The following is a 16,949-nucleotide window of genomic DNA, read 5'->3' on the forward strand; positions in this document are numbered from 1 at the left end:
TAATGCGACTGTTTTTTTATGATCAATGCCGAAATCAAGTTCCGTGAAATACCGGATTCTTTCCCAGATAATTTGGGGGAACCACTTGAAAAAGCGACTTCGTCTCATTCTAATAATCAAAAGCTAATTGAGGTCGTTGTTAATTTAAATGGATTAACCGGCAGAATTCATTACCTCTCCTTTTGGTGGCGGCAAACCAAACAAAAACCGAAAGCAATTCGTCGCCTCTTTATATTTTGTGTGCTCATTGTTGCGGTCACCTTCAACTTTAGATACGGCATAGTGATTGCTGATTATTTATCCCCGTTACTCGATTTTCTAATTAAGCCCGGATTGATAGAAGCAATAGGCAGCGGATGCTTATCACGCTCTCCTGAAGGAGAGTGTACATATCGGCTCTCATTTGTGATGCTCGTTCTGGCAGTGGTCTTAATGCTGATCATCTACGCTCAGTTTTTTCGTAGACCTTTATTGTCAATTTCGCTCTATATCCTGAATGGAAGCGACCCTTTCCCAGTCATTCACCCACATCGGCACAGAGGCCATAAACATCTTTTGGCTGTCAGAATATTAGAACCAAACATAGCCACGCGAATTAAAAATTATCCAAGACAAAGTACGCTCACTCGCTGGACGCCGTTAGATTTGAGTCAACTCCCTCCGAGTGAGGATAACAATCCAATTAATCTATTTAGCACTCCGTTTATAAATCAAGATGCCATAAATCTTTCTCAGGATATTTGGCCCATCGTCAGAGTTGCCATTGATCGGCTCCTTTACAAACCCCGATGGAAAGATTTCGAGAAGGGCAATTTTCGACCGGACCCCAAAAACGATCCTTCATCGCGTACTCCAAAAAATCAAATTTATTTTGCTTATAAAATGCATGCGCCGCAAATCGCACTCTTTCTCATTTTGATAATTTTGGCCATTTGTTTTACCGCGCTCATTGCCAAACCGATTAATACACAATATCCAATGGCTCTCGGAGGTGCATCAATAGTATGGGCGATATTTTCTTGTTGGCTACATCGCCGTCAACGTGCGGCCCTTGTCCAATGGTCGGATCAATGGCAAGAAAAGCCTTTTACACACTGTCCCGTTTTTTACTACGGTCCAGAGAATCCACCAGAAATGAGATGGGAAGAACTTTCGCATAACGATTTCCGCGCACGTATTGAAGAGTATGGCGTAGACAATAATAAACTTTTTGAATGGGCCTGTACGCTGCTGACAATAGGATTCTTGACATTTTTGGGGATAATCAAGTGAGTAATGGGACGGAAGAAACGCCGCTTTTACGGCAGCTTTGGATTCTTTTTTCAGATGTCAATACGCGTTTTAATTTGCTAATCGATGAATGCGCCCATCTCCAAAATACAATTTTTGGTTATATGGACAAAACGACTAACGCAGATCTTGGGACCGCTGGCGGCGGCGAAGAAAGACCTTGGCTGACAGAGAACATACGGAGTGATACTTACTATCTTCTCTCCCCGCAAGAGCGGGCGTTACGGAGTCTCTGGAATTCACTCGGCAGTCTCGCCTATGGCCTGGAGAGCGAGCAGAAAAACATTAAAACACGGTTTGAGCAATTAATAAGCGCCCAAAGTATAAGTTCCAGTACTCAAGGGCCTGAACTGTATTGGTTTATCTCGTTGCGAGGATCGTTTTTACATGACGTTTTCGAATTCTATCTAACACAAATTCAACACGCACACGAGAAACTCATACAGGTATTTGAAAATATGTCCGGGGTTCTCCCAGGTCCTATTTTACTGAGAAAATGGGGGGCTGCTTCCTATGTGGAATTCCTTTCATCCTATAGCCGTAATGTAAATTACGAAACACAAAACCTTCTGTGGAAACAAACACGCAATAAGAAAAATAAGCATGAAAATTTTGAAGAATGGAGAGCCTCGAAATTTTTAACCCATGCTTGGGCGCATGTTGCGACCAGTATGACAAAGCATCATCGGGTGGAAAAAAATTCCAAGGTATTGGATTTTCAGACAATTTGGTCATCGTATTTCTATCTGGAACAACCAATTCTGCTCCCGCTTCTTTATCATGAATGTGCGCACCATTACATGAACAAAGAAGCATTCTCAGGCCCCATTGAGTCAATTTTTTTCGATAGAAAAAGAGAAACCGCGCATATTTTAGAAAAGACCGCCCGCTTCGAAGGCACTAACCAAAAATTCTGGATGCAGTTCGTAGATGAAGTATGGGCAGACACCGTATCTATTCTCTTGGGTGGGCAAAGTTATCTGGCAGCCTTGTTTTTACAAATCATAGGCCTGTCAGGTAAATATGCTTTTAGTCGATTTGACTATCAACAAGATGAGCGACTTCCTTTAGAGAAAATTGGAACATATCAGCGGGAGGTTCGCGAAATACCTTGGCCCGATTTAAGCCTGGATTATTTTTGGGAAGCACGACTGAACATTGCAATAAATACTTATCGTAGATTTTATCCTGCTGAAGAGAAAGATCAATGGCTCCAGGGAATTTTGGACCTTCTTGATGCATGGCGTAAGAGTGGTGAAAATGTCTTTCACAAGGATGTATCTTCATCTGAGCATGAAACATTTTGGCACTATCGCTGCCAGCTCAACAAATGGGTCACAGATATATGTCGTTCGGCGCTTAATGACTGCTATAAAGAGCTAGGTAAATCAATAGATGTGAAAACAATTCTTCCAATTTATCGGCTGGCACCTGAGTTGATAAATATGGTTCAAGAGTCCGTTCAGCAATATAAGAAAAATGTTCTCAGAGATATGTCTCCAGTATCCATTGCACCTGAAAGGTTAGAGGATATTTGTATAAAAATACGCTGGGATATTTCGAAGAACATAGTTTCCAATATGTTTCAAATTTTAAAAAATACGAATGGCCAGCCAAATGGCGCGCTTGAAAAATATACACAAATGTATGCCAGTTATATGAGAAGCGATGGCAGTGCCGCTTTTAGACTCGCATATGAGTGGCTGCAAGCGCGCTCTGAATTGTATAAGAGTGCAGCCGAGGCTCTGTCGAATTCTACAGGCGCCTCACAACCGCTAGCGTTCGGTGATGACTTAATGAAAAAATTACAGGACGCAGCAGAGAACGATAACAAAAATCTGAAAAAACATAAGGACGTTGTTCCCTTATTCAAACTGTTAGCTCAAAAAAAACATAGCATTCCTGAGTCGGAAGAGCTTAATAAAGTCGTTGATGAAATCATGGAAAAAGCATCACAGTATTTAAAGGGAAATACTCTATCCTGTTCTCAGATTCGCATTGGCACTTTAACTTATGGCGTGATTCGCTCTCTAACAGACGAAACGCCATTCCAAGGGAAAAATGTCAACAAAGAACCGCTGTGGGCGGCCTTGGTTCGTGTACGCGATTACTATAAGAAGACTAATTATCATTTGAAAAAATTAACATCCGCTTGGGGAGACGTGCCGGATTTTAAGGAAAGCTTCTTTCCTTTGATTGGCGATTATTCTTTTCTGCATTTTATTCAACATAAAACACCCGTAGAGCGAGATTGTCACCCTGTAAATGCGCCAAAGATTTTGACTAAATCACGCTTGGTTTTGCAGGTCTACGGTGAGAGTGCTGGCATCCAAAACCCTGGAGATAGTCATGCAATTGGACGGGTCGTTCAAATGCGTTTCAAACATAGATGGGAATGGATTCCATTTATTGAAAAGTTGGAAATACTGGATAAGAACACAGAATGTAAACCTGCGTTGTTTCTTTCGAGCGGATGGGAAGATGCTATCCTTGTGTTGTGGCATAAAGATGAAACAGAATGGTTGCTTATTTCAGGTCGTTTAAAGTTGGAGCATAAATCGGGTTTGGACGTTCATACCAATGTAATTATGCCCATGCTTGATTGTTGTGCTCATAACGTGCAGCATTTTAATGCTACAAACACCACCCCAGCGCAAACAAGTCAAACTACTAAGTCATACCTGAGCGATTCTTCAATGAAGAACGTAAAATATTTAAATCAGCGAACCGGGCGCTATGATTTAACTGTCGTTTGGTGTGATGAGAATGGGAATTCAATGCCAATCAAAGATTTTTGGAAAATGTATGTCTCTTTGCCTGGTGAGTTTTGGTCGTCCGTTAGCGCAATCGTCACTTCCGTTGAAAAACGTCTTAGAACGCCTACGCCATGTACATGTGATGATACATCAATGGAGATCGTTTCTCACATTCTATTAAAACATTAGAATTTGTTGACGTTTCACATAGGGAACCACAAAAAAGCGCTAATGGCGGCAAAAATTAGTCGTTGGGTGAATACCCAATCTCGCATAACTCTTTCTCGATAGTTTTCCAAGTTCTGCGACCAACCAATGGCTTGACGTCAGCAAAAGTAACTCTTTCAAATGAAAAAATCTTTTTGCACAAATCAAAGGGTAATTCACGCTCAAAATACGCTTCCGCGTCTGATAAGTACGCGTCTATTCCTTCGGTCAAAATTTTAAATACATCGGCCAATCCTCCCTTATCTAGAGGGAAATCAAGATCGTTGGGAACCGATATTTTTTTTGATGCAGTGAAAAGAAATGAACATTCCTTTCCGAATGCAGGCTCTTCAAGAAAGTGCATATCCTCGGCCTGAATCTTGTTGAGTAATTCCGGTGGAACATTTCCAGTTTCAATGCTCTGGCCTCCATACACTGAATCAGGATTAATTCCTTTTACAAACACACATTCAGAATGAAATACATTAAACAACTGACATCCGCTCCCGTCTCGCCAGGAGCCCATTTGCTCATTATCATCCCACGCAGGATCATATGAGAATCTTCGGATTTCCCATTCTGGTTCACAAAGCATGTCAAGGACAGCGCAGGCAATACAATTCTTCCGGAAAGTTTCGATATCAAGTGGTTTCATATTTAAATCGCCATTATTTGTTAGACTTCGAAAGATTATCTTTACGCGAAATTAGACGTGCGTTTTCATAGCTGTTCGAACCAGGTTTAACACTAGGATTTTTCGGTGACTTAGGAATGACATGATCAACTTGGGCCTCTTGAGGCGATGGAGCAACCCCTTTCTTGGACTGTTTAGGCGTAGCCAAGAATTTTCCAGTTTGATCGTCCCGCAACTTGCCATCATTCTTTCCCCGATTGGTAGCTAATATGTTCTTTTTTTGTGTCGCGGTAAAATCTTTGCCTGGCCCGACTCCTTTAGGATTCTTTAAATTACCGTACGGCTGTTTATATGACGTTGATCTCCCAGTGTTTCCTTTGGCCCCGTACGAAGTAGACCTCCCGGCGCCTCCTTTTGTTTCAAATTTAAAAGTTGAAACATTCCACAAATGATACGGAACTTTTCTAATATCAAGTTTTGAAGAACTTAAACTCGTTACCCTTTTTACGCTTGCGTCTAAATTGTTTCCCGACGCAAATGCCATGGCTTGGAAAATAACCGTAAGAACACTAGCATAAACGAACATCATAAAAAAACGCTTAGCTCTGTCAAAACTCAAACCAACTTCGTTAGCTTGAAAGGCCTTATTCAATACGAACTTATTTTCCATGGCAGAAATACTCCAAATTTTAGGTTTGGTTTTGCATGACACTGCAAGTGTAAAAAAGCGTTTATAAGTTAGCGCACCTCTGACGTAGCCTAATGGGAACGCCAATCACGAAAAACACATAGTCATTGAAAAGACCAAATATTTCGATAAATTGCCCTGAGTAATTTATTGAGCAAATTGCGCTAACTCACAAGATGGTTTTCATAATAACTTGTTTTTTAATAATTACAATTAGTTAAAATTTAGTGTTGGGTATTTTCCAAATATTGCGCTCTATGCCACTACTGCGAGACTGGTTCATCACCGTTCTCACAGTAATTTTTTGACGTTCCGTATAGTGATTTGAGCAGCGTTACGTTTTTCTTGCGTTTCGTTAATAGCGATGGAAATTTCCGTCGCTTTTCTAAAGATGACGTGCAGTTCTTGCTTCGATTTTATTTTCAGTTCATCGATGGTTGATGCGTAACTTTTCATGTCTTACCTCCCTTGTTTGGGGCCGCGCCATGCGACCTTGTGAGGTCAAAGACACGCAACAAATTCCCCATGGCATCCGTGAGGACCGCAACGTCAGAGGAGGAGCGCTTGCCGCTTGCTGTGAAAGGGAAGGCTTGCGTTAGAACGAACAAACCAGGTCAATTGGTGTGAAGCCCCAATCAAGACCGGTGGGATGAAAACCCACTTCGTCATCAATCCGTCATTCAGAATTCAAATCAAAGTCTCTTCGGCAAATCCGGCGATGCCGGACCGCGCTCTATTCGCTACGCTCACCGGGCCTGTAGTCCCGGCCATCTGGTCACGATCACTTTCGCAACGTCAAATTCAACACCGCTAAGGGACTAGCCCCTCGCGCCATGCAAGGGAAGCTTCGCCTTTCTGGCGGGTATCCCCGTTCTTCCGCGCCGTAAAGCCTGGCTTGTGCAGAGCGGGTGATCCCCCTCCCGCCATAAAGCCCTTGCATCTTGCTACCCCCGGCCTCGCCGACGGGCAGGAGCCATGCGCAACACCAAGCGCACAGCCCCTAACCCTAAAGGAGAACCGGACATGAAACCGACAGACCGCCAAGACGTATACACCCGCGTGACCGATAAAATTATTGCCGATCTGGAGCAAGGCACCCGCACATGGCTAAAGCCATGGAGCGCCAGCAACGCTACTGACCGTATCACCCTGCCATTGCGCCATAACGGTGTGCCATACCGTGGCATCAATATTTTGCTGTTGTGGGGTGAAGCCATGGCAAAGGGCTATTCCTCATCTCGCTGGATGACCTTTAATCAGGCATCTGAATTAGGCGCACACGTCAGGAAGGGGGAACGCGGCGCACTGGTGGTCTATGCAAACACGATTACCAAGACCGAAGCCAATGAGAGCGGCGAAGAAATTGAGAGCGTTATCCCGTTCATGAAGGGTTACACAGTTTTTAATGTGGATCAGATAGAAGGTCTGCCCGATGGCTATCAGATAAAGCCAGAACCGGCAGGCGAGAAACTACAATTAATCGAGCAGGCCGAAGCTTTCTTTGCAGCCAGCGGCGCAAGCTTTCGTCATGGCGGGAACCGGGCATATTATGCGCCAGCCCTTGACCTGATCCAATTGCCGCCCGCTGATGCCTTCAGGGATGCAGAGAGCTATGCAGCCACAAAAGCACATGAGCTGACCCACTGGACATCTCACCCTTCACGGCTGAACCGTGTGTTAGGAAAACGTTTTGGTGATGAAGCTTATGCAACAGAAGAATTAATTGCAGAACTTGGCGCGGCTTTCCTGTCTGTGGATTTAGGTATTACGCCAGAGCCTCGGGACGATCATGCAGCCTATCTGGCAAGCTGGCTCAAAGTATTAAAAGCAGACAAGAGAGCCATTTTTACAGCCGCAGCACATGCACAACGCGCTGTTGATTTTCTGCATGGTCTGGCAGCAGGAAAGGAGACGGCAGCATGAATGCATATATTACCGAGTCGATGCAATGGTGCGGCATTTCTATTGAAGTGCGCTATTGCGCCGAATGGACACGCACCTACAGAAAAATATACGGCTATGCGCTTGCACATCTGGAAATACGGAGCGCACGCGCTTTGCCAATCACAGCAACTGGTTATCTATCGAAGTTTGAGAGAACGGATAACGTAGAGATAGAAGGCGGACCGGTAGCGTATATCCGGGCATGGCTTGATCACGCAGTACCGAAACCTGAAACATATATACGGCAGCTTTCACTATTCGATACTGAATAACTTTTTGCTGCTTCAGATAGAGTAAAGCACACAGAGTCTGTGTGCCTTACTTGTTTTTTGGAAAACCGCGCCCCTGGCCTTGATGCCACCCGCGCGCCCCACCCGGTGGACAGGGCTTTGCCCTGTCCTGATATGAATCCGTGCTTTCTGGCACGGATGATGAGAAGAAACATCGGCGACTTTCCACCGATTCCAAAATTTTGTGGCTTCATGGCTGTTCACCCATTAGATAAAAAAATACAATTCAGACAAAGCCCGTTTATTTGTGAACCTCCTTTATGGCTATTGCTCTAATTGTATCTAAACAGTTTTTTACAGCACTTAATTCTTTTTTATATAATTCCTCGAGCATTGCCGCGCCACTGTTCCATTCATCAACACACTCTTCGTGAACGCTGTGCATTTTCTCTAAAGCAGCAATCGCTTCGTCAGAAATATAGTACCTACCTATATCTATATATTTTTCTACTTCATTTCTGGCTTGTTTAGATTGCAGATTAATTTCTGCCATCTTTTTTTCATCAATTTTTGTTCGCTCTAATTCATCATCAAGATACAACAGTTGAATTCGCTTTAAGTGATGTAGAGCCTCCATGATGCGTGAGTAAGCCTCTGATTTCTTTTCCCACTTTTTCTCTTTTAAAAATCGCTTTAACGACCAAGTAACAGTGAAGTAGGCAGTTAAAATTGTAGCTAATAATTTAATAAGCTCTATAGGGTGTTCTCCTTGTAAGAAGTAATTACCCATCACCTTTAATGTATCCATAGCGGCACTCTCTTAGTTGAACACTGTGCAACAGCCGTAAACAATGACTAATTATGTTGCGAGTAGCATCTCCCGCATCCTTTCAGTCTGCATTCTTCTTATCGTACTTTTCCTGTGCTTGCAGGATGACCCCGGTGTTTTCCTTCGCCCACGCGACCAAACCCAGCACTGGTTCAAGCAGGGTATCTGCAAGGTCGGTTAAAGTATATTCGACGCTTGGCGGATTTGTTGGATAAACCTTGCGCTGTACCAGTCCATCACGCTCTAGGCCACGCAGAGTCAAAGTCAGCATACGCTGGGAAATTCCTTCTACCTTGCGCCTCAGTTCATTAAAGCGCATTGGTCCTTCATTTAGCGTGCCGATAAGATAGAGACTCCATTTGTCCCCGATTCGATCCACAACACGGCGCACATCTGCGCAAGTATGCTCAGGCAACTTCTTTTTACTAGGTGTCATGAATGTGCCTCCTTGCGGGCTTTTAGGTAGTTACTATATATTACTATAGAAATATTAAGAACTTATGGCAAGAAAGGCCTGCTCCATGAAAACCATCCTTCACATTGCTTCCAGCAGCAATCTTCATAATTCCGTCAGCCGGGAAATCGGGGCGGCTGCCATGGATGAGCTAAAGAAGACCCATCCTGGTGCAAAAGTCATTCACCGTGATTTAGTTCAAAACCCTATACCGCATATTGCGCCGGTATTTGTCGATAATATGTACACCAACCCTAATGCGCCAGAACTGGCTTTGTCGCGGGAACTGATTGCCGAGCTTGTCGCCAGCGACATCATCGTTCTTGAAGCGCCGATGTACAATTTCAACATTCCTTCTGTCTTGAAGGCATGGATCGACCATATCGCACGGGCTGGCCTGACCTTTAAATACGGTGCTGGTGGCGTTGAGGGCTTACTCAAAGGCAAGAAGGCTGTGTTGGTCTTGGGGCGCGGCGGCATGTATGCCGAAGGCCCGATGAAGGCAATGGATTATCAGGAAACTTATTTGCGGGCGGTTCTCGGCTTCGTCGGCATTACTGATGTTGAAGTGGTTCTCATCGAAGGCGTAGGCATGGGTGCCGAAAAGCGTGCGGATTCGTTGGCAAAGGCCAAAGAAAAGATCGCTGCTCTAGACGCAAGGAGGGCTGCATAATGTCGCAGACAGACAGTGCTGCTCCGTCACCAAAGAACGAGAACGTTCTGACACCGCGCAAAATTGTTCATAGAACCCATGAGCATTCGCATGGGCCAATCACTCGATTAATGAGTCCGGGTGATTTGGGAAAAGCATTGAAACCGTTTGTCTTTCTCGATATTTTCGAGATGAACGGTGCAATGGTGCTACCTTTGCATCCCCATTCAGGTATCGCCACGCTGACCTATCTGTTTGAGGGCAGTGTTTGGTATGAAGATTCCAATGGTGCAACCGGCACTTTATCCGCAGGTGGTATTGAATGGTTCAAGGCCGCAAATGGCGCATGGCACGCTGGCGGCCCAGAAGATACACATACTCGTGGTTTCCAGCTTTGGGTAGCGTTGCCATCCGATCAGGAACTCGGGCCAGTAGAAAACATCTATCAGTCACCAGAAGAGATAAAAACTGTAGGCCCGGTGCGTGTTCTCTTGGGAACATATCAGGGCATCACCAGTGCGCTCAAAGCACCAGCATCTATGAATTATCTCGCTGTCCAATTAAAGGCTGGCGAGACATGGCGCTACGAACCACCAGTGGGTCATACCGTCGGTTGGGTTGCGCTTAATTCAGGCCAATTGCAAACGGTTGAGAAGATCAATGCGGGTGAGCTTGTGATTTTCGAGTCATCGAATGACGCAATCGATTTTCATGCGGAAGCTGATACCGAATTTGTATTGGGTTCAGCGGTGCCGCATCCGCATGACCTCGTGATGGGAAATTATTCGGTACATACGAGCGCCGCAACACTCAAGAGCGGAGAACAGAACATCGAGAATGTCCGTAAGCAATTGCAACGTGCGGGAAGACTGTAAGTTTTTAATCAGGAGAGTGAAAAATGACTAATCAAGCGCAGGTAGACTCCATCGATTATGATCGCCTCATGCAGGCGAACCTTAACAGCGTGTTTGGCGAACGTGACGCCAAGCGGCGTTTTGAGGCAATCCGCCAACTTTATGCCGAAGACGCTGTTCTGTATGAACCCGGTGCAGAAGCTAAAGGCCATGTTGCTATCAATGAGGCCGTAACTGGTTTGCTTTCCAGCCTGCCGCCGAACTTTGGCTTTAGTGCCGTTGGCCCCGCCGTCGGTCACCACAATATCGGGCGTCTTAAATGGCGCTCGGGTCCAGCTAACGGCCCTGTTGCCGTTACCGGCACGGATGTTGCCCATTTCGAGAAAGGACGCATCCATTCCCTCTATGTCTTTCTCGATCCCGTGGGTGCTTGAGCGTTTCCACACAACAAAGCCTATATCCAACCTAACTTAATCAAGGGAGTTTTCTATGTCTAAAGTCGCAAAAACAGGTCTTGATGCCTTGCTTCGTCCCGAAGACAGCATCCTCGTACTGATCGACCACCAGCCCTACCAATTTACCAATTTGAACAGTCACGAACCGACGATGATTATCAACAACGTCATCGGCCTCGCCAAAACGGCTAAGGTTTTTGATGTGCCGACGATCCTTACGACGGTGATTGAAGAACGCGGCGGCTATGTCATCAAGGGACTGCAAGATGTTTTCCCTGACCAAAAGCCGATTAACCGCACCTTCATCAACACTTGGGAAGACCCGAAAGTTACCGACGTTGTGAAGAAGAGTGGGCGTAAGCAACTTATTCTGGCCGCGCTCTACACTGAAATCTGTCTTGCTATGCCCGCGATACAGGCGCTTGGCGAAGGCTATGACGTATTCATCGTTACAGATGCTTCGGGTGGCGTGTCATTGGAAGCGCACGACATGGCCGTTCGCCGTATGGTTCAGGCTGGTGCCGTTCCTATCACATGGATGGCCGTCTTGGGCGAATGGCAACGTGATTGGGCGCGTGAAAAGACCGCCGCTGGCGTCGCGCAAGTCGTTCTTGAACATGGCGGCGGTAGTGCCGTTGCCTTGGCTTGGGAGCTGCAACTTCTCGCTACTCACGCCAAGTAGAGGATCAATATGCCCGCCAATTCACAGCCCATTCGTATTGGGTATTGTTTGTCGCTCACTGGCCCCGTCGCAGATAACAGCCGGTCGGCACAGCTTGCTCATGAGATTTGGCGGGAAGACATTAATCGACAGGGTGGCTTGCTTGGTCGCCCTGTCGAATTTGTCCGCTATGATGATCATGCGGATGCATCAAGCGTTGCCGCAATCTACGAAAAGCTAATGGACGAAGACAAGGTTGATCTTGTCATCGGTGGTTACGGTACAAACACAATACTTCCGGCCATGCCATTAATGATAGCGCGAGGACGTTTTTTCGTTGGACTGATGGGCCTTGGCGTTAACAACACGCTGAACTACCCGAACTATTTTGCCATGATCCCAACTGGCCCAGACCCCAACGCCGCATTGACCGAAGGATTCTTTGCTTTGGCCGCAGAGCAGACCCCTCGACCTGCAACCGTGGCGCTGTTGTCTGCGGATGCTGAATTCTCGCGCAATCCTATCCTCGGCGCTAAGGCCAACGCCAAAAAATACGGCTTTCAAATCGTCCATGAAGCTACTTATCCGTTGACGACCGAGGATTTTACGCCTGTCATCGACGCCGTTGCCAAAAGCAAGTGCGATTTACTATTTCTCTGCTCTTACCTCGCTGATTCAATAGGTCTTGTGCGAACCATTCATGCACACCCATTCCGCCCAAAGATGGTCGGCGGCGGCATGATCGGCCCTCAGAACACGGCGGTAAAAACTGCGCTTGGCCCGTTGCTCAATGGTTTTGTGAATTACGAATACTGGCAGCCGGTTCCCAAGATGATGTTCCCCGGCGTGCAGCAATTTCTGAATATTTATCAGGCACGATCCGTTGTAGCTGGCGTTGATCCCTTGGGGCACTACATGGCACCGCTTGCTTATGCCCAGATGCAGGTTGTCGCTCAGGCCGTTGAAGCAACAGGCGATTTCGATGATGCACGTTTAGCTGCATACGCACGAAGCACCGCGTTTGATACCGTCATGGGCAAGGTCACATTTGGCGTAAACGGTGAATGGGCAGAGCCCAGGGTTCTGCAAGTTCAATTCCAAGGAATATCCGGTCATGATGTTGAGCAATTCCGAAATGGGTCAAGGCAGACCGTGGTAACACCGCCAAGCTTTACCTCTGGAGAACCTAGATTTCCTTACGGCTAATCTCACATGGAAATGCCTGTAATAGCGAACGATGCAGCCCCCTTGAGATGGCCATAAAAATTCTTGGTGGCTGCTGGCGAACAGTATTGATTCATTTTCTTTTGGAAGGCCCCAGACGCTTTTCCGATTTGCAGAAGGATATAGGGATTGCGCGGCGTATGTTGACGATCAATTTGCATGCACCCGCGCCACTCACCCGGTGGACAGGGCTTTTTCCTGTCCTGATGAGAATACGTACTATTAGCGCAGATTGATTTTTTCTGTCAGGAGACCGCACGATCTGCTTTCAATACTAGCCCCAATTGTCGTTAGACAGTCCCCAGGACTTGTTGAGATAGCCCCAGACGGTCGCCCAGATCAGCAAACGGAATGATTCCGCGAATTGATGCGCGAGATCGCCGGGACGGCGCATTGTCCCCTCGGCTTCCATCTTTTTTGCACTTCGCCAAGCTTTTGCGATGATGTCCGAATCCTTAATTTTCACGTCATCATGAAGAAAATCCAGTGAGGCCCAATACCATCCGCTTAAGGTGATCTCATGCGCTTGGCCGGTGGGATCGACCACCGTCCGCGTGTACGGTTGTTCCATGAGAAGCTTTGGTGGTGTCACTACTTATCCCCAATTGTCGTTGGAGAGGCCTTGGGCCTTGTTTATCAATCCCCATGTGGCGATCCAGATAGTCAGGCGAAGAGATTCAGAAAATTCAAAGGCCAGATCGCCAGGGCGGCGCATTGTCCCCTCGGCTTCCATTTGCTTCGCGCCATCCCAAGACAGACGAATGATTTCGGCATCGGTGTAATCGGTTTCCGCATGCAGCCAGTCGAGGCAAGCCCAGTACCATCCGCTTAAGGTGATCTCATGCGCGTGGCCGGTGGGATCAACCACCGTCCGCGTGTACGGTTCTTCCATGAGAAGCTTTGGTGTCATTCGCTAAAGCCCTTTGCCCTTCTCCGATTCGTTAGTGAGGATGCCCTTCGTCTGTTGCCGGACATCTTCCTTGCTTACCAGTTTTTGGGGCGCATTGTCACCGGAAAAATTGTCCGGATCGACGCGATGAGCGGCATGGTCTTTGGCCGCGACGCGATCTGCGATCTGCTCCTGTTGGAGCCGACCGAGCTTTGTCGTCATCTCATAGTTCAGTTTCTCAGTATGCCTGCGGATGGCCTCCAGAATGACAGGAGAAACTATTGGTGGTGTTGTGGGCGTATCAGACCCGGTCGTCTTGCTGCTATGCTCGTTGAACTGAGGACTTACGGGCAAGGCCTTGCCGGAAATAGGGTTATTTTTGTCGGACATAGTTGTTCTCGTTCAACATGATGAACTGAACGTCCCTGTCATTGCATGGAACGTCCTCGCCAGTAGCCGCTACGCACTGGAAGTGTACGGTCTGATCGTTAGCCGTCACCTCATGGTCTTCGATATAGGCCCGGAAAAACGCGCCGATGTACAAGGCAATCATCGTCGCTCCGATCCAATTTAAAATCTTTTTCATGTCGTTCTCCTGTTTTATTAAATCCACCCACGTACCTTCTTGATGACATCACGTGCGGTCTTGACCTGATCGGTCATCGCTTTCGCCGTTTCGGCTTCTTCGCTGCTGAAACTGTTAATGAGTTTGCTGTACCGCAGCTTCAAATCGACGGAGGTAAAGTTTGAAACTGCGTCCAGTCCCAGTACTGCGACCGCGTTGCGGTATTCGGCGTCGCTGGGTTGCGCGACGGCATTTCCCAATACTGGCTCGACACGGGAGGACATCGGCACCGGGTTGATGTCCTTGACCTGGGACTCTATGAGGTCTGGATTTGAAATAGATGCCATGAGCGCCTTGCGCTTCTCGCGCATCTCATCCCGGTGCCCGTAGATAGTGGCGCGGAGCTTCTTCAAGAGCGGTGTCACGGCCTCCAGAATGGCTGTAATGATCAGCTCGAACGTATACTGTGATGCCTCGCGGATAAGCCGCCAGATGACAGTAGCGGCGAACGCAGTAACCTTTATTAGTCCGGCGCTGAGAGCCTTGATCAGGTTGAGCGATAGGCGTATCGTCGCGCCGAACGCCCAGACCAAGAATTTCAGCGCAACGCCGCCGCCAATCAGCAGCAGGAGCAAAGCGAGGCCGGTTGCACCGACCAGCACCAACGGATTATTGAGTGTCATAATTTCAGCCCTCCAGGTGTGTCGGTGGTCCAAGCGCCTTCGTGATGACTAGAGTTCTTCCCGCCATCAGCATCAAGTTCGCGATCACAGTATTGGAGTCGCATAACGACATCGGCAGCACGTGCCTTGTCGTAGACAGTCAGCAAGTCGATACGTTGGCCTGCATAAAGCAGGACCACGTGAGCGGATTGACCGTAGTACACAGCCGCCTTGATGACCTTCCCTTCCTTTTGCTTCTCCCGCCCCTCAAAATCGTTCCGTATCGCCTCTTCACGGGTGAGGTTGTGATCGATCAATATGAAACGATGCTCTATTGCACGGTCAAAGTGCTGCCAGCCCCACCAACGTCTGAGGCTAATGGCCTCTTGGGTCATTTTGATCGTTGTTGTCTGGCGCAGCATTTTCCGGAACGCTTGCGAGACCAACCAACCGAAGATGAATATCTCAGCAACGAATATTGCCGCCGATTCCAGAGACAACCTGGATTCCGAGAACAGGTAGAGCAAGCCCAGGGCGAAGATCGCCTTTAGGGTGTCAATCACGCCTTTTGTGAACCGGTCGGACATTTTTGCGCGGAACGGAGTGAGTTCACGCGGTCGCACGACAAAGAAGATGTTTCCATTCTTGTCATGGCCGCTTTTTGTGGAAGGATTACTGCTGATTGGGGAATTGAATATAATGTTCATGTGCGCTCCATAAAATTTTGCAAGAAAAATTTTAAGTGCACGACGTGCTTGATATCCTCTTGAAATCCTCACACAGCTTAGGGAGCCTCTATGAGTTTTGAAGATTGGCAGAACGACAGAATATGCGCCCGCCTCAATGACTATCGTGAAGAAAGAGCATCGGGCATGCCGATTACAAAACTCTTTGCTCAGTTAAAGGAGTGCCCCGAAAACAAAAAATTCTTCAAGAAGGGTAAGGGACAATTTTTGTATGAGGTTTTTCGCCGCCTTGTTTCAGATGGAAAAATTCCAGAAGACCACAAGATGGATGCGGTCAAAAATTTTCTCATCTATAAGGGATTTTTAACAGAGGAGGAACTGCAGGACCTGGATGGCGACCATGGTGAAGCCCGTGGGGTTCACCAATTCATGGCAAATGGCCCAGCAAAGGCGAGAGAAAGTCTAGCTAAAATCCATGATGGGTACTACGTCACTATTCCTGACATGAGTACCCCGGATGAGACCATCGAACTTAAATTTACAGTTGATTCAGGGAAAGCTATTATTGCTGTTGAGGAACATACTTACAAGACTGAGTGGCGTGTAAGACGAGGGATAAATCAACGTGTTCCTAATGGCATGTCGAAGATGATACGAAAGGGATATGGGTTTCTTGCGACGAAAAAAAACCTTCTGCATATTTTTGTATGTGGTGGCGATACGTCTGATCGAATCCATTATGTCGAATTAGCTGTTAATTTTTTGAAAAACTCATCACCATATTTAGTCCGTGTAGGTGAGGGCAAAGGACATAGTCTCGGGTTAATAGAACAAACGCTGGCCGATATAGGGATCTATCGGTTTCAAAACGATCGGTTCAAAGACGAAGAGATTGAAGATTTTAGACAGATAATATATCAACTAGGTTTTGTTGACATTGAGGGGCGACAAGCTTCCTTACTTATTCAAGGAATAAAACGACGGGATTTTATGTGGACTCAAGCTGTGTTACAAGAAGGTGCAAATCCTAATGTTCGTGACGAGCAAGGCATGACGGCGCTTCAACATGCTGTTGTAAGAGGATTCCGTAGTGGCATTCGACTTTTGATAGAAAGCAAAAAATGTGACTTTACGAAGAATGATCTACAAGGACGTTCGCCAGCTTGTTTGGCAATAGAATGGTCACGCGATTATGCTTTAGCTCGGTTACTCAGGAGAAAGCGTGAACGGCAGATTAGCGGCATAGACCCCATGCCGCAGGCAAGATAA

General features: G+C 46.8%; 22 protein-coding genes. 11 read left to right on the forward strand and 11 right to left on the reverse strand.

The genetic code is table 11. The annotated features are described in order from the left end of the window. Positions 1-18: 18 nt before the first annotated feature. The gene (locus tag ACO0LM_RS22270; protein WP_423040033.1) at positions 19-1,272 is read left to right on the forward strand and encodes a hypothetical protein; all 1,254 of its coding nucleotides are present in this window, start codon (positions 19-21) and stop codon (positions 1,270-1,272) included. Beyond that, positions 1,215-4,235 carry a hypothetical protein gene (locus tag ACO0LM_RS22275; protein WP_423040035.1) on the forward strand — a complete coding sequence of 1,007 codons (3,021 nt, stop codon included), beginning with the start codon at positions 1,215-1,217 and terminating at the stop codon, positions 4,233-4,235. The genes ACO0LM_RS22270 and ACO0LM_RS22275 overlap by 58 nt, the downstream gene beginning before the upstream one ends. A 55-nt stretch (positions 4,236-4,290) precedes the next feature. Here ACO0LM_RS22275 and ACO0LM_RS22280 read toward each other — a convergent pair whose 3' ends face one another. From ACO0LM_RS22280 to ACO0LM_RS22290, 3 genes are all read right to left on the reverse strand, one after another. Next, positions 4,291-4,908 (reverse strand): hypothetical protein, encoded by a 618-nt coding sequence (locus ACO0LM_RS22280; protein WP_423040037.1) that lies wholly within the window; start codon positions 4,906-4,908, stop codon positions 4,291-4,293. A 13-nt stretch (positions 4,909-4,921) separates the two neighbouring features. Then, a complete protein-coding gene (locus ACO0LM_RS22285) occupies positions 4,922-5,557 on the reverse strand; it encodes a hypothetical protein (protein ID WP_423040039.1) in 636 nt (211 codons plus the stop codon). 309 nt (positions 5,558-5,866) lie between these two features. Continuing rightward, positions 5,867-6,031, reverse strand: a complete 165-nt coding sequence (locus tag ACO0LM_RS22290; protein ID WP_423040041.1) for a hypothetical protein — start codon at positions 6,029-6,031, stop codon at positions 5,867-5,869. A gap of 567 nt (positions 6,032-6,598) precedes the next feature. Between ACO0LM_RS22290 and ACO0LM_RS22295 the strand changes: the two genes are divergently transcribed. Both ACO0LM_RS22295 and ACO0LM_RS22300 read left to right on the forward strand, forming a co-directional pair. Beyond that, entirely contained in the window at positions 6,599-7,498 is a 900-nt protein-coding gene (locus ACO0LM_RS22295; RefSeq protein WP_423040043.1) for an ArdC family protein, read from the forward strand. After that, complete coding sequence (locus ACO0LM_RS22300; RefSeq protein ID WP_423040045.1) at positions 7,495-7,791, forward strand: hypothetical protein; 297 nt, start codon at positions 7,495-7,497, stop codon at positions 7,789-7,791. Before ACO0LM_RS22295 ends, ACO0LM_RS22300 begins: the two co-directional genes overlap by 4 nt. A gap of 259 nt (positions 7,792-8,050) precedes the next feature. Here ACO0LM_RS22300 and ACO0LM_RS22305 read toward each other — a convergent pair whose 3' ends face one another. After that, positions 8,051-8,557 carry a hypothetical protein gene (locus ACO0LM_RS22305; protein ID WP_423040047.1) on the reverse strand — a complete coding sequence of 169 codons (507 nt, stop codon included), beginning with the start codon at positions 8,555-8,557 and terminating at the stop codon, positions 8,051-8,053. Positions 8,558-8,639: 82 nt separating this feature from the next. Further along, complete coding sequence (locus tag ACO0LM_RS22310) at positions 8,640-9,014, reverse strand: winged helix-turn-helix transcriptional regulator (protein WP_423040049.1); 375 nt, start codon at positions 9,012-9,014, stop codon at positions 8,640-8,642. Positions 9,015-9,099: 85 nt separating this feature from the next. On the opposite strand from ACO0LM_RS22310, the gene ACO0LM_RS22315 reads away from it, so the two are divergent. The 6 genes from ACO0LM_RS22315 (at position 9,100) to ACO0LM_RS22340 (ending at position 13,114) form a co-directional block, all read left to right on the forward strand. Continuing rightward, positions 9,100-9,705: an FMN-dependent NADH-azoreductase gene (locus ACO0LM_RS22315; protein ID WP_423040051.1), complete on the forward strand. Its 606-nt coding sequence runs from the start codon at positions 9,100-9,102 to the stop codon at positions 9,703-9,705. Next, positions 9,705-10,559: a pirin family protein gene (locus tag ACO0LM_RS22320; protein ID WP_423040053.1), complete on the forward strand. Its 855-nt coding sequence runs from the start codon at positions 9,705-9,707 to the stop codon at positions 10,557-10,559. The genes ACO0LM_RS22315 and ACO0LM_RS22320 overlap by 1 nt, the downstream gene beginning before the upstream one ends. A gap of 23 nt (positions 10,560-10,582) precedes the next feature. Beyond that, a complete protein-coding gene (locus ACO0LM_RS22325) occupies positions 10,583-10,972 on the forward strand; it encodes a nuclear transport factor 2 family protein (protein WP_423040055.1) in 390 nt (129 codons plus the stop codon). Positions 10,973-11,027: 55 nt separating this feature from the next. Then, complete coding sequence (locus ACO0LM_RS22330) at positions 11,028-11,675, forward strand: hydrolase (protein ID WP_423040057.1); 648 nt, start codon at positions 11,028-11,030, stop codon at positions 11,673-11,675. A 9-nt stretch (positions 11,676-11,684) separates the two neighbouring features. Continuing rightward, positions 11,685-12,860 (forward strand): amino acid ABC transporter substrate-binding protein, encoded by a 1,176-nt coding sequence (locus tag ACO0LM_RS22335; RefSeq protein ID WP_423040059.1) that lies wholly within the window; start codon positions 11,685-11,687, stop codon positions 12,858-12,860. A gap of 101 nt (positions 12,861-12,961) precedes the next feature. Continuing rightward, positions 12,962-13,114: a hypothetical protein gene (locus ACO0LM_RS22340; RefSeq protein ID WP_423040210.1), complete on the forward strand. Its 153-nt coding sequence runs from the start codon at positions 12,962-12,964 to the stop codon at positions 13,112-13,114. Between the two features lie 38 nt (positions 13,115-13,152). Here the strand turns inward: ACO0LM_RS22340 and ACO0LM_RS22345 are convergent, their stop codons facing one another. The 6 genes from ACO0LM_RS22345 to ACO0LM_RS22370 are packed head-to-tail and all read right to left on the reverse strand — an operon-like array spanning position 13,153 to position 15,701. Continuing rightward, positions 13,153-13,449, reverse strand: a complete 297-nt coding sequence (locus tag ACO0LM_RS22345) for a hypothetical protein (protein WP_423040061.1) — start codon at positions 13,447-13,449, stop codon at positions 13,153-13,155. A gap of 24 nt (positions 13,450-13,473) precedes the next feature. Next, positions 13,474-13,788: a hypothetical protein gene (locus ACO0LM_RS22350; protein ID WP_423040063.1), complete on the reverse strand. Its 315-nt coding sequence runs from the start codon at positions 13,786-13,788 to the stop codon at positions 13,474-13,476. Positions 13,789-13,791: 3 nt separating this feature from the next. After that, positions 13,792-14,157, reverse strand: a complete 366-nt coding sequence (locus ACO0LM_RS22355; protein ID WP_423040065.1) for a hypothetical protein — start codon at positions 14,155-14,157, stop codon at positions 13,792-13,794. Next, positions 14,141-14,353: a hypothetical protein gene (locus tag ACO0LM_RS22360; RefSeq protein WP_423040067.1), complete on the reverse strand. Its 213-nt coding sequence runs from the start codon at positions 14,351-14,353 to the stop codon at positions 14,141-14,143. Before ACO0LM_RS22360 ends, ACO0LM_RS22355 begins: the two co-directional genes overlap by 17 nt. Before the next feature lie 17 nt (positions 14,354-14,370). Further along, a complete protein-coding gene (locus tag ACO0LM_RS22365; protein WP_423040069.1) occupies positions 14,371-15,015 on the reverse strand; it encodes a hypothetical protein in 645 nt (214 codons plus the stop codon). Continuing rightward, on the reverse strand, positions 15,012-15,701 hold the full coding sequence (locus ACO0LM_RS22370; protein ID WP_423040071.1) for a hypothetical protein: 690 nt from the start codon (positions 15,699-15,701) through the stop codon (positions 15,012-15,014). Before ACO0LM_RS22370 ends, ACO0LM_RS22365 begins: the two co-directional genes overlap by 4 nt. 90 nt (positions 15,702-15,791) lie before the next feature. Here ACO0LM_RS22370 and ACO0LM_RS22375 point away from each other — a divergent pair, with 90 nt between their 5' ends. Next, positions 15,792-16,949: an ankyrin repeat domain-containing protein gene (locus ACO0LM_RS22375; RefSeq protein WP_423040073.1), complete on the forward strand. Its 1,158-nt coding sequence runs from the start codon at positions 15,792-15,794 to the stop codon at positions 16,947-16,949.

The sequence above is a fragment of the Undibacterium sp. Di26W genome, from assembly GCF_049340265.1.
Lineage (GTDB): Bacteria > Pseudomonadota > Gammaproteobacteria > Burkholderiales > Burkholderiaceae_D > Undibacterium.

Excerpts from the sequence above, each read along its gene's own strand:
- ACO0LM_RS22365 (WP_423040069.1), bottom strand. The coding sequence starts at position 15,015 with ATGACACTCAATAATCCGTTGGTGCTGGTCGGTGCAACCGGCCTCGCT.
- ACO0LM_RS22320 (WP_423040053.1), top strand. The coding sequence starts at position 9,705 with ATGTCGCAGACAGACAGTGCTGCTCCGTCACCAAAGAACGAGAACGTT.
- ACO0LM_RS22355 (WP_423040065.1), bottom strand. The coding sequence starts at position 14,157 with ATGTCCGACAAAAATAACCCTATTTCCGGCAAGGCCTTGCCCGTAAGT.
- ACO0LM_RS22375 (WP_423040073.1), top strand. The coding sequence starts at position 15,792 with ATGAGTTTTGAAGATTGGCAGAACGACAGAATATGCGCCCGCCTCAAT.
- ACO0LM_RS22270 (WP_423040033.1), top strand. The coding sequence starts at position 19 with ATGATCAATGCCGAAATCAAGTTCCGTGAAATACCGGATTCTTTCCCA.
- ACO0LM_RS22280 (WP_423040037.1), bottom strand. The coding sequence starts at position 4,908 with ATGAAACCACTTGATATCGAAACTTTCCGGAAGAATTGTATTGCCTGC.
- ACO0LM_RS22370 (WP_423040071.1), bottom strand. The coding sequence starts at position 15,701 with ATGAACATTATATTCAATTCCCCAATCAGCAGTAATCCTTCCACAAAA.
- ACO0LM_RS22360 (WP_423040067.1), bottom strand. The coding sequence starts at position 14,353 with ATGAAAAAGATTTTAAATTGGATCGGAGCGACGATGATTGCCTTGTAC.
- ACO0LM_RS22315 (WP_423040051.1), top strand. The coding sequence starts at position 9,100 with ATGAAAACCATCCTTCACATTGCTTCCAGCAGCAATCTTCATAATTCC.
- ACO0LM_RS22275 (WP_423040035.1), top strand. The coding sequence starts at position 1,215 with ATGGGCCTGTACGCTGCTGACAATAGGATTCTTGACATTTTTGGGGAT.
- ACO0LM_RS22325 (WP_423040055.1), top strand. The coding sequence starts at position 10,583 with ATGACTAATCAAGCGCAGGTAGACTCCATCGATTATGATCGCCTCATG.
- ACO0LM_RS22310 (WP_423040049.1), bottom strand. The coding sequence starts at position 9,014 with ATGACACCTAGTAAAAAGAAGTTGCCTGAGCATACTTGCGCAGATGTG.
- ACO0LM_RS22350 (WP_423040063.1), bottom strand. The coding sequence starts at position 13,788 with ATGACACCAAAGCTTCTCATGGAAGAACCGTACACGCGGACGGTGGTT.
- ACO0LM_RS22290 (WP_423040041.1), bottom strand. The coding sequence starts at position 6,031 with ATGAAAAGTTACGCATCAACCATCGATGAACTGAAAATAAAATCGAAG.
- ACO0LM_RS22305 (WP_423040047.1), bottom strand. The coding sequence starts at position 8,557 with ATGGATACATTAAAGGTGATGGGTAATTACTTCTTACAAGGAGAACAC.
- ACO0LM_RS22335 (WP_423040059.1), top strand. The coding sequence starts at position 11,685 with ATGCCCGCCAATTCACAGCCCATTCGTATTGGGTATTGTTTGTCGCTC.
- ACO0LM_RS22285 (WP_423040039.1), bottom strand. The coding sequence starts at position 5,557 with ATGGAAAATAAGTTCGTATTGAATAAGGCCTTTCAAGCTAACGAAGTT.
- ACO0LM_RS22300 (WP_423040045.1), top strand. The coding sequence starts at position 7,495 with ATGAATGCATATATTACCGAGTCGATGCAATGGTGCGGCATTTCTATT.
- ACO0LM_RS22295 (WP_423040043.1), top strand. The coding sequence starts at position 6,599 with ATGAAACCGACAGACCGCCAAGACGTATACACCCGCGTGACCGATAAA.
- ACO0LM_RS22330 (WP_423040057.1), top strand. The coding sequence starts at position 11,028 with ATGTCTAAAGTCGCAAAAACAGGTCTTGATGCCTTGCTTCGTCCCGAA.
- ACO0LM_RS22345 (WP_423040061.1), bottom strand. The coding sequence starts at position 13,449 with ATGGAACAACCGTACACGCGGACGGTGGTCGATCCCACCGGCCAAGCG.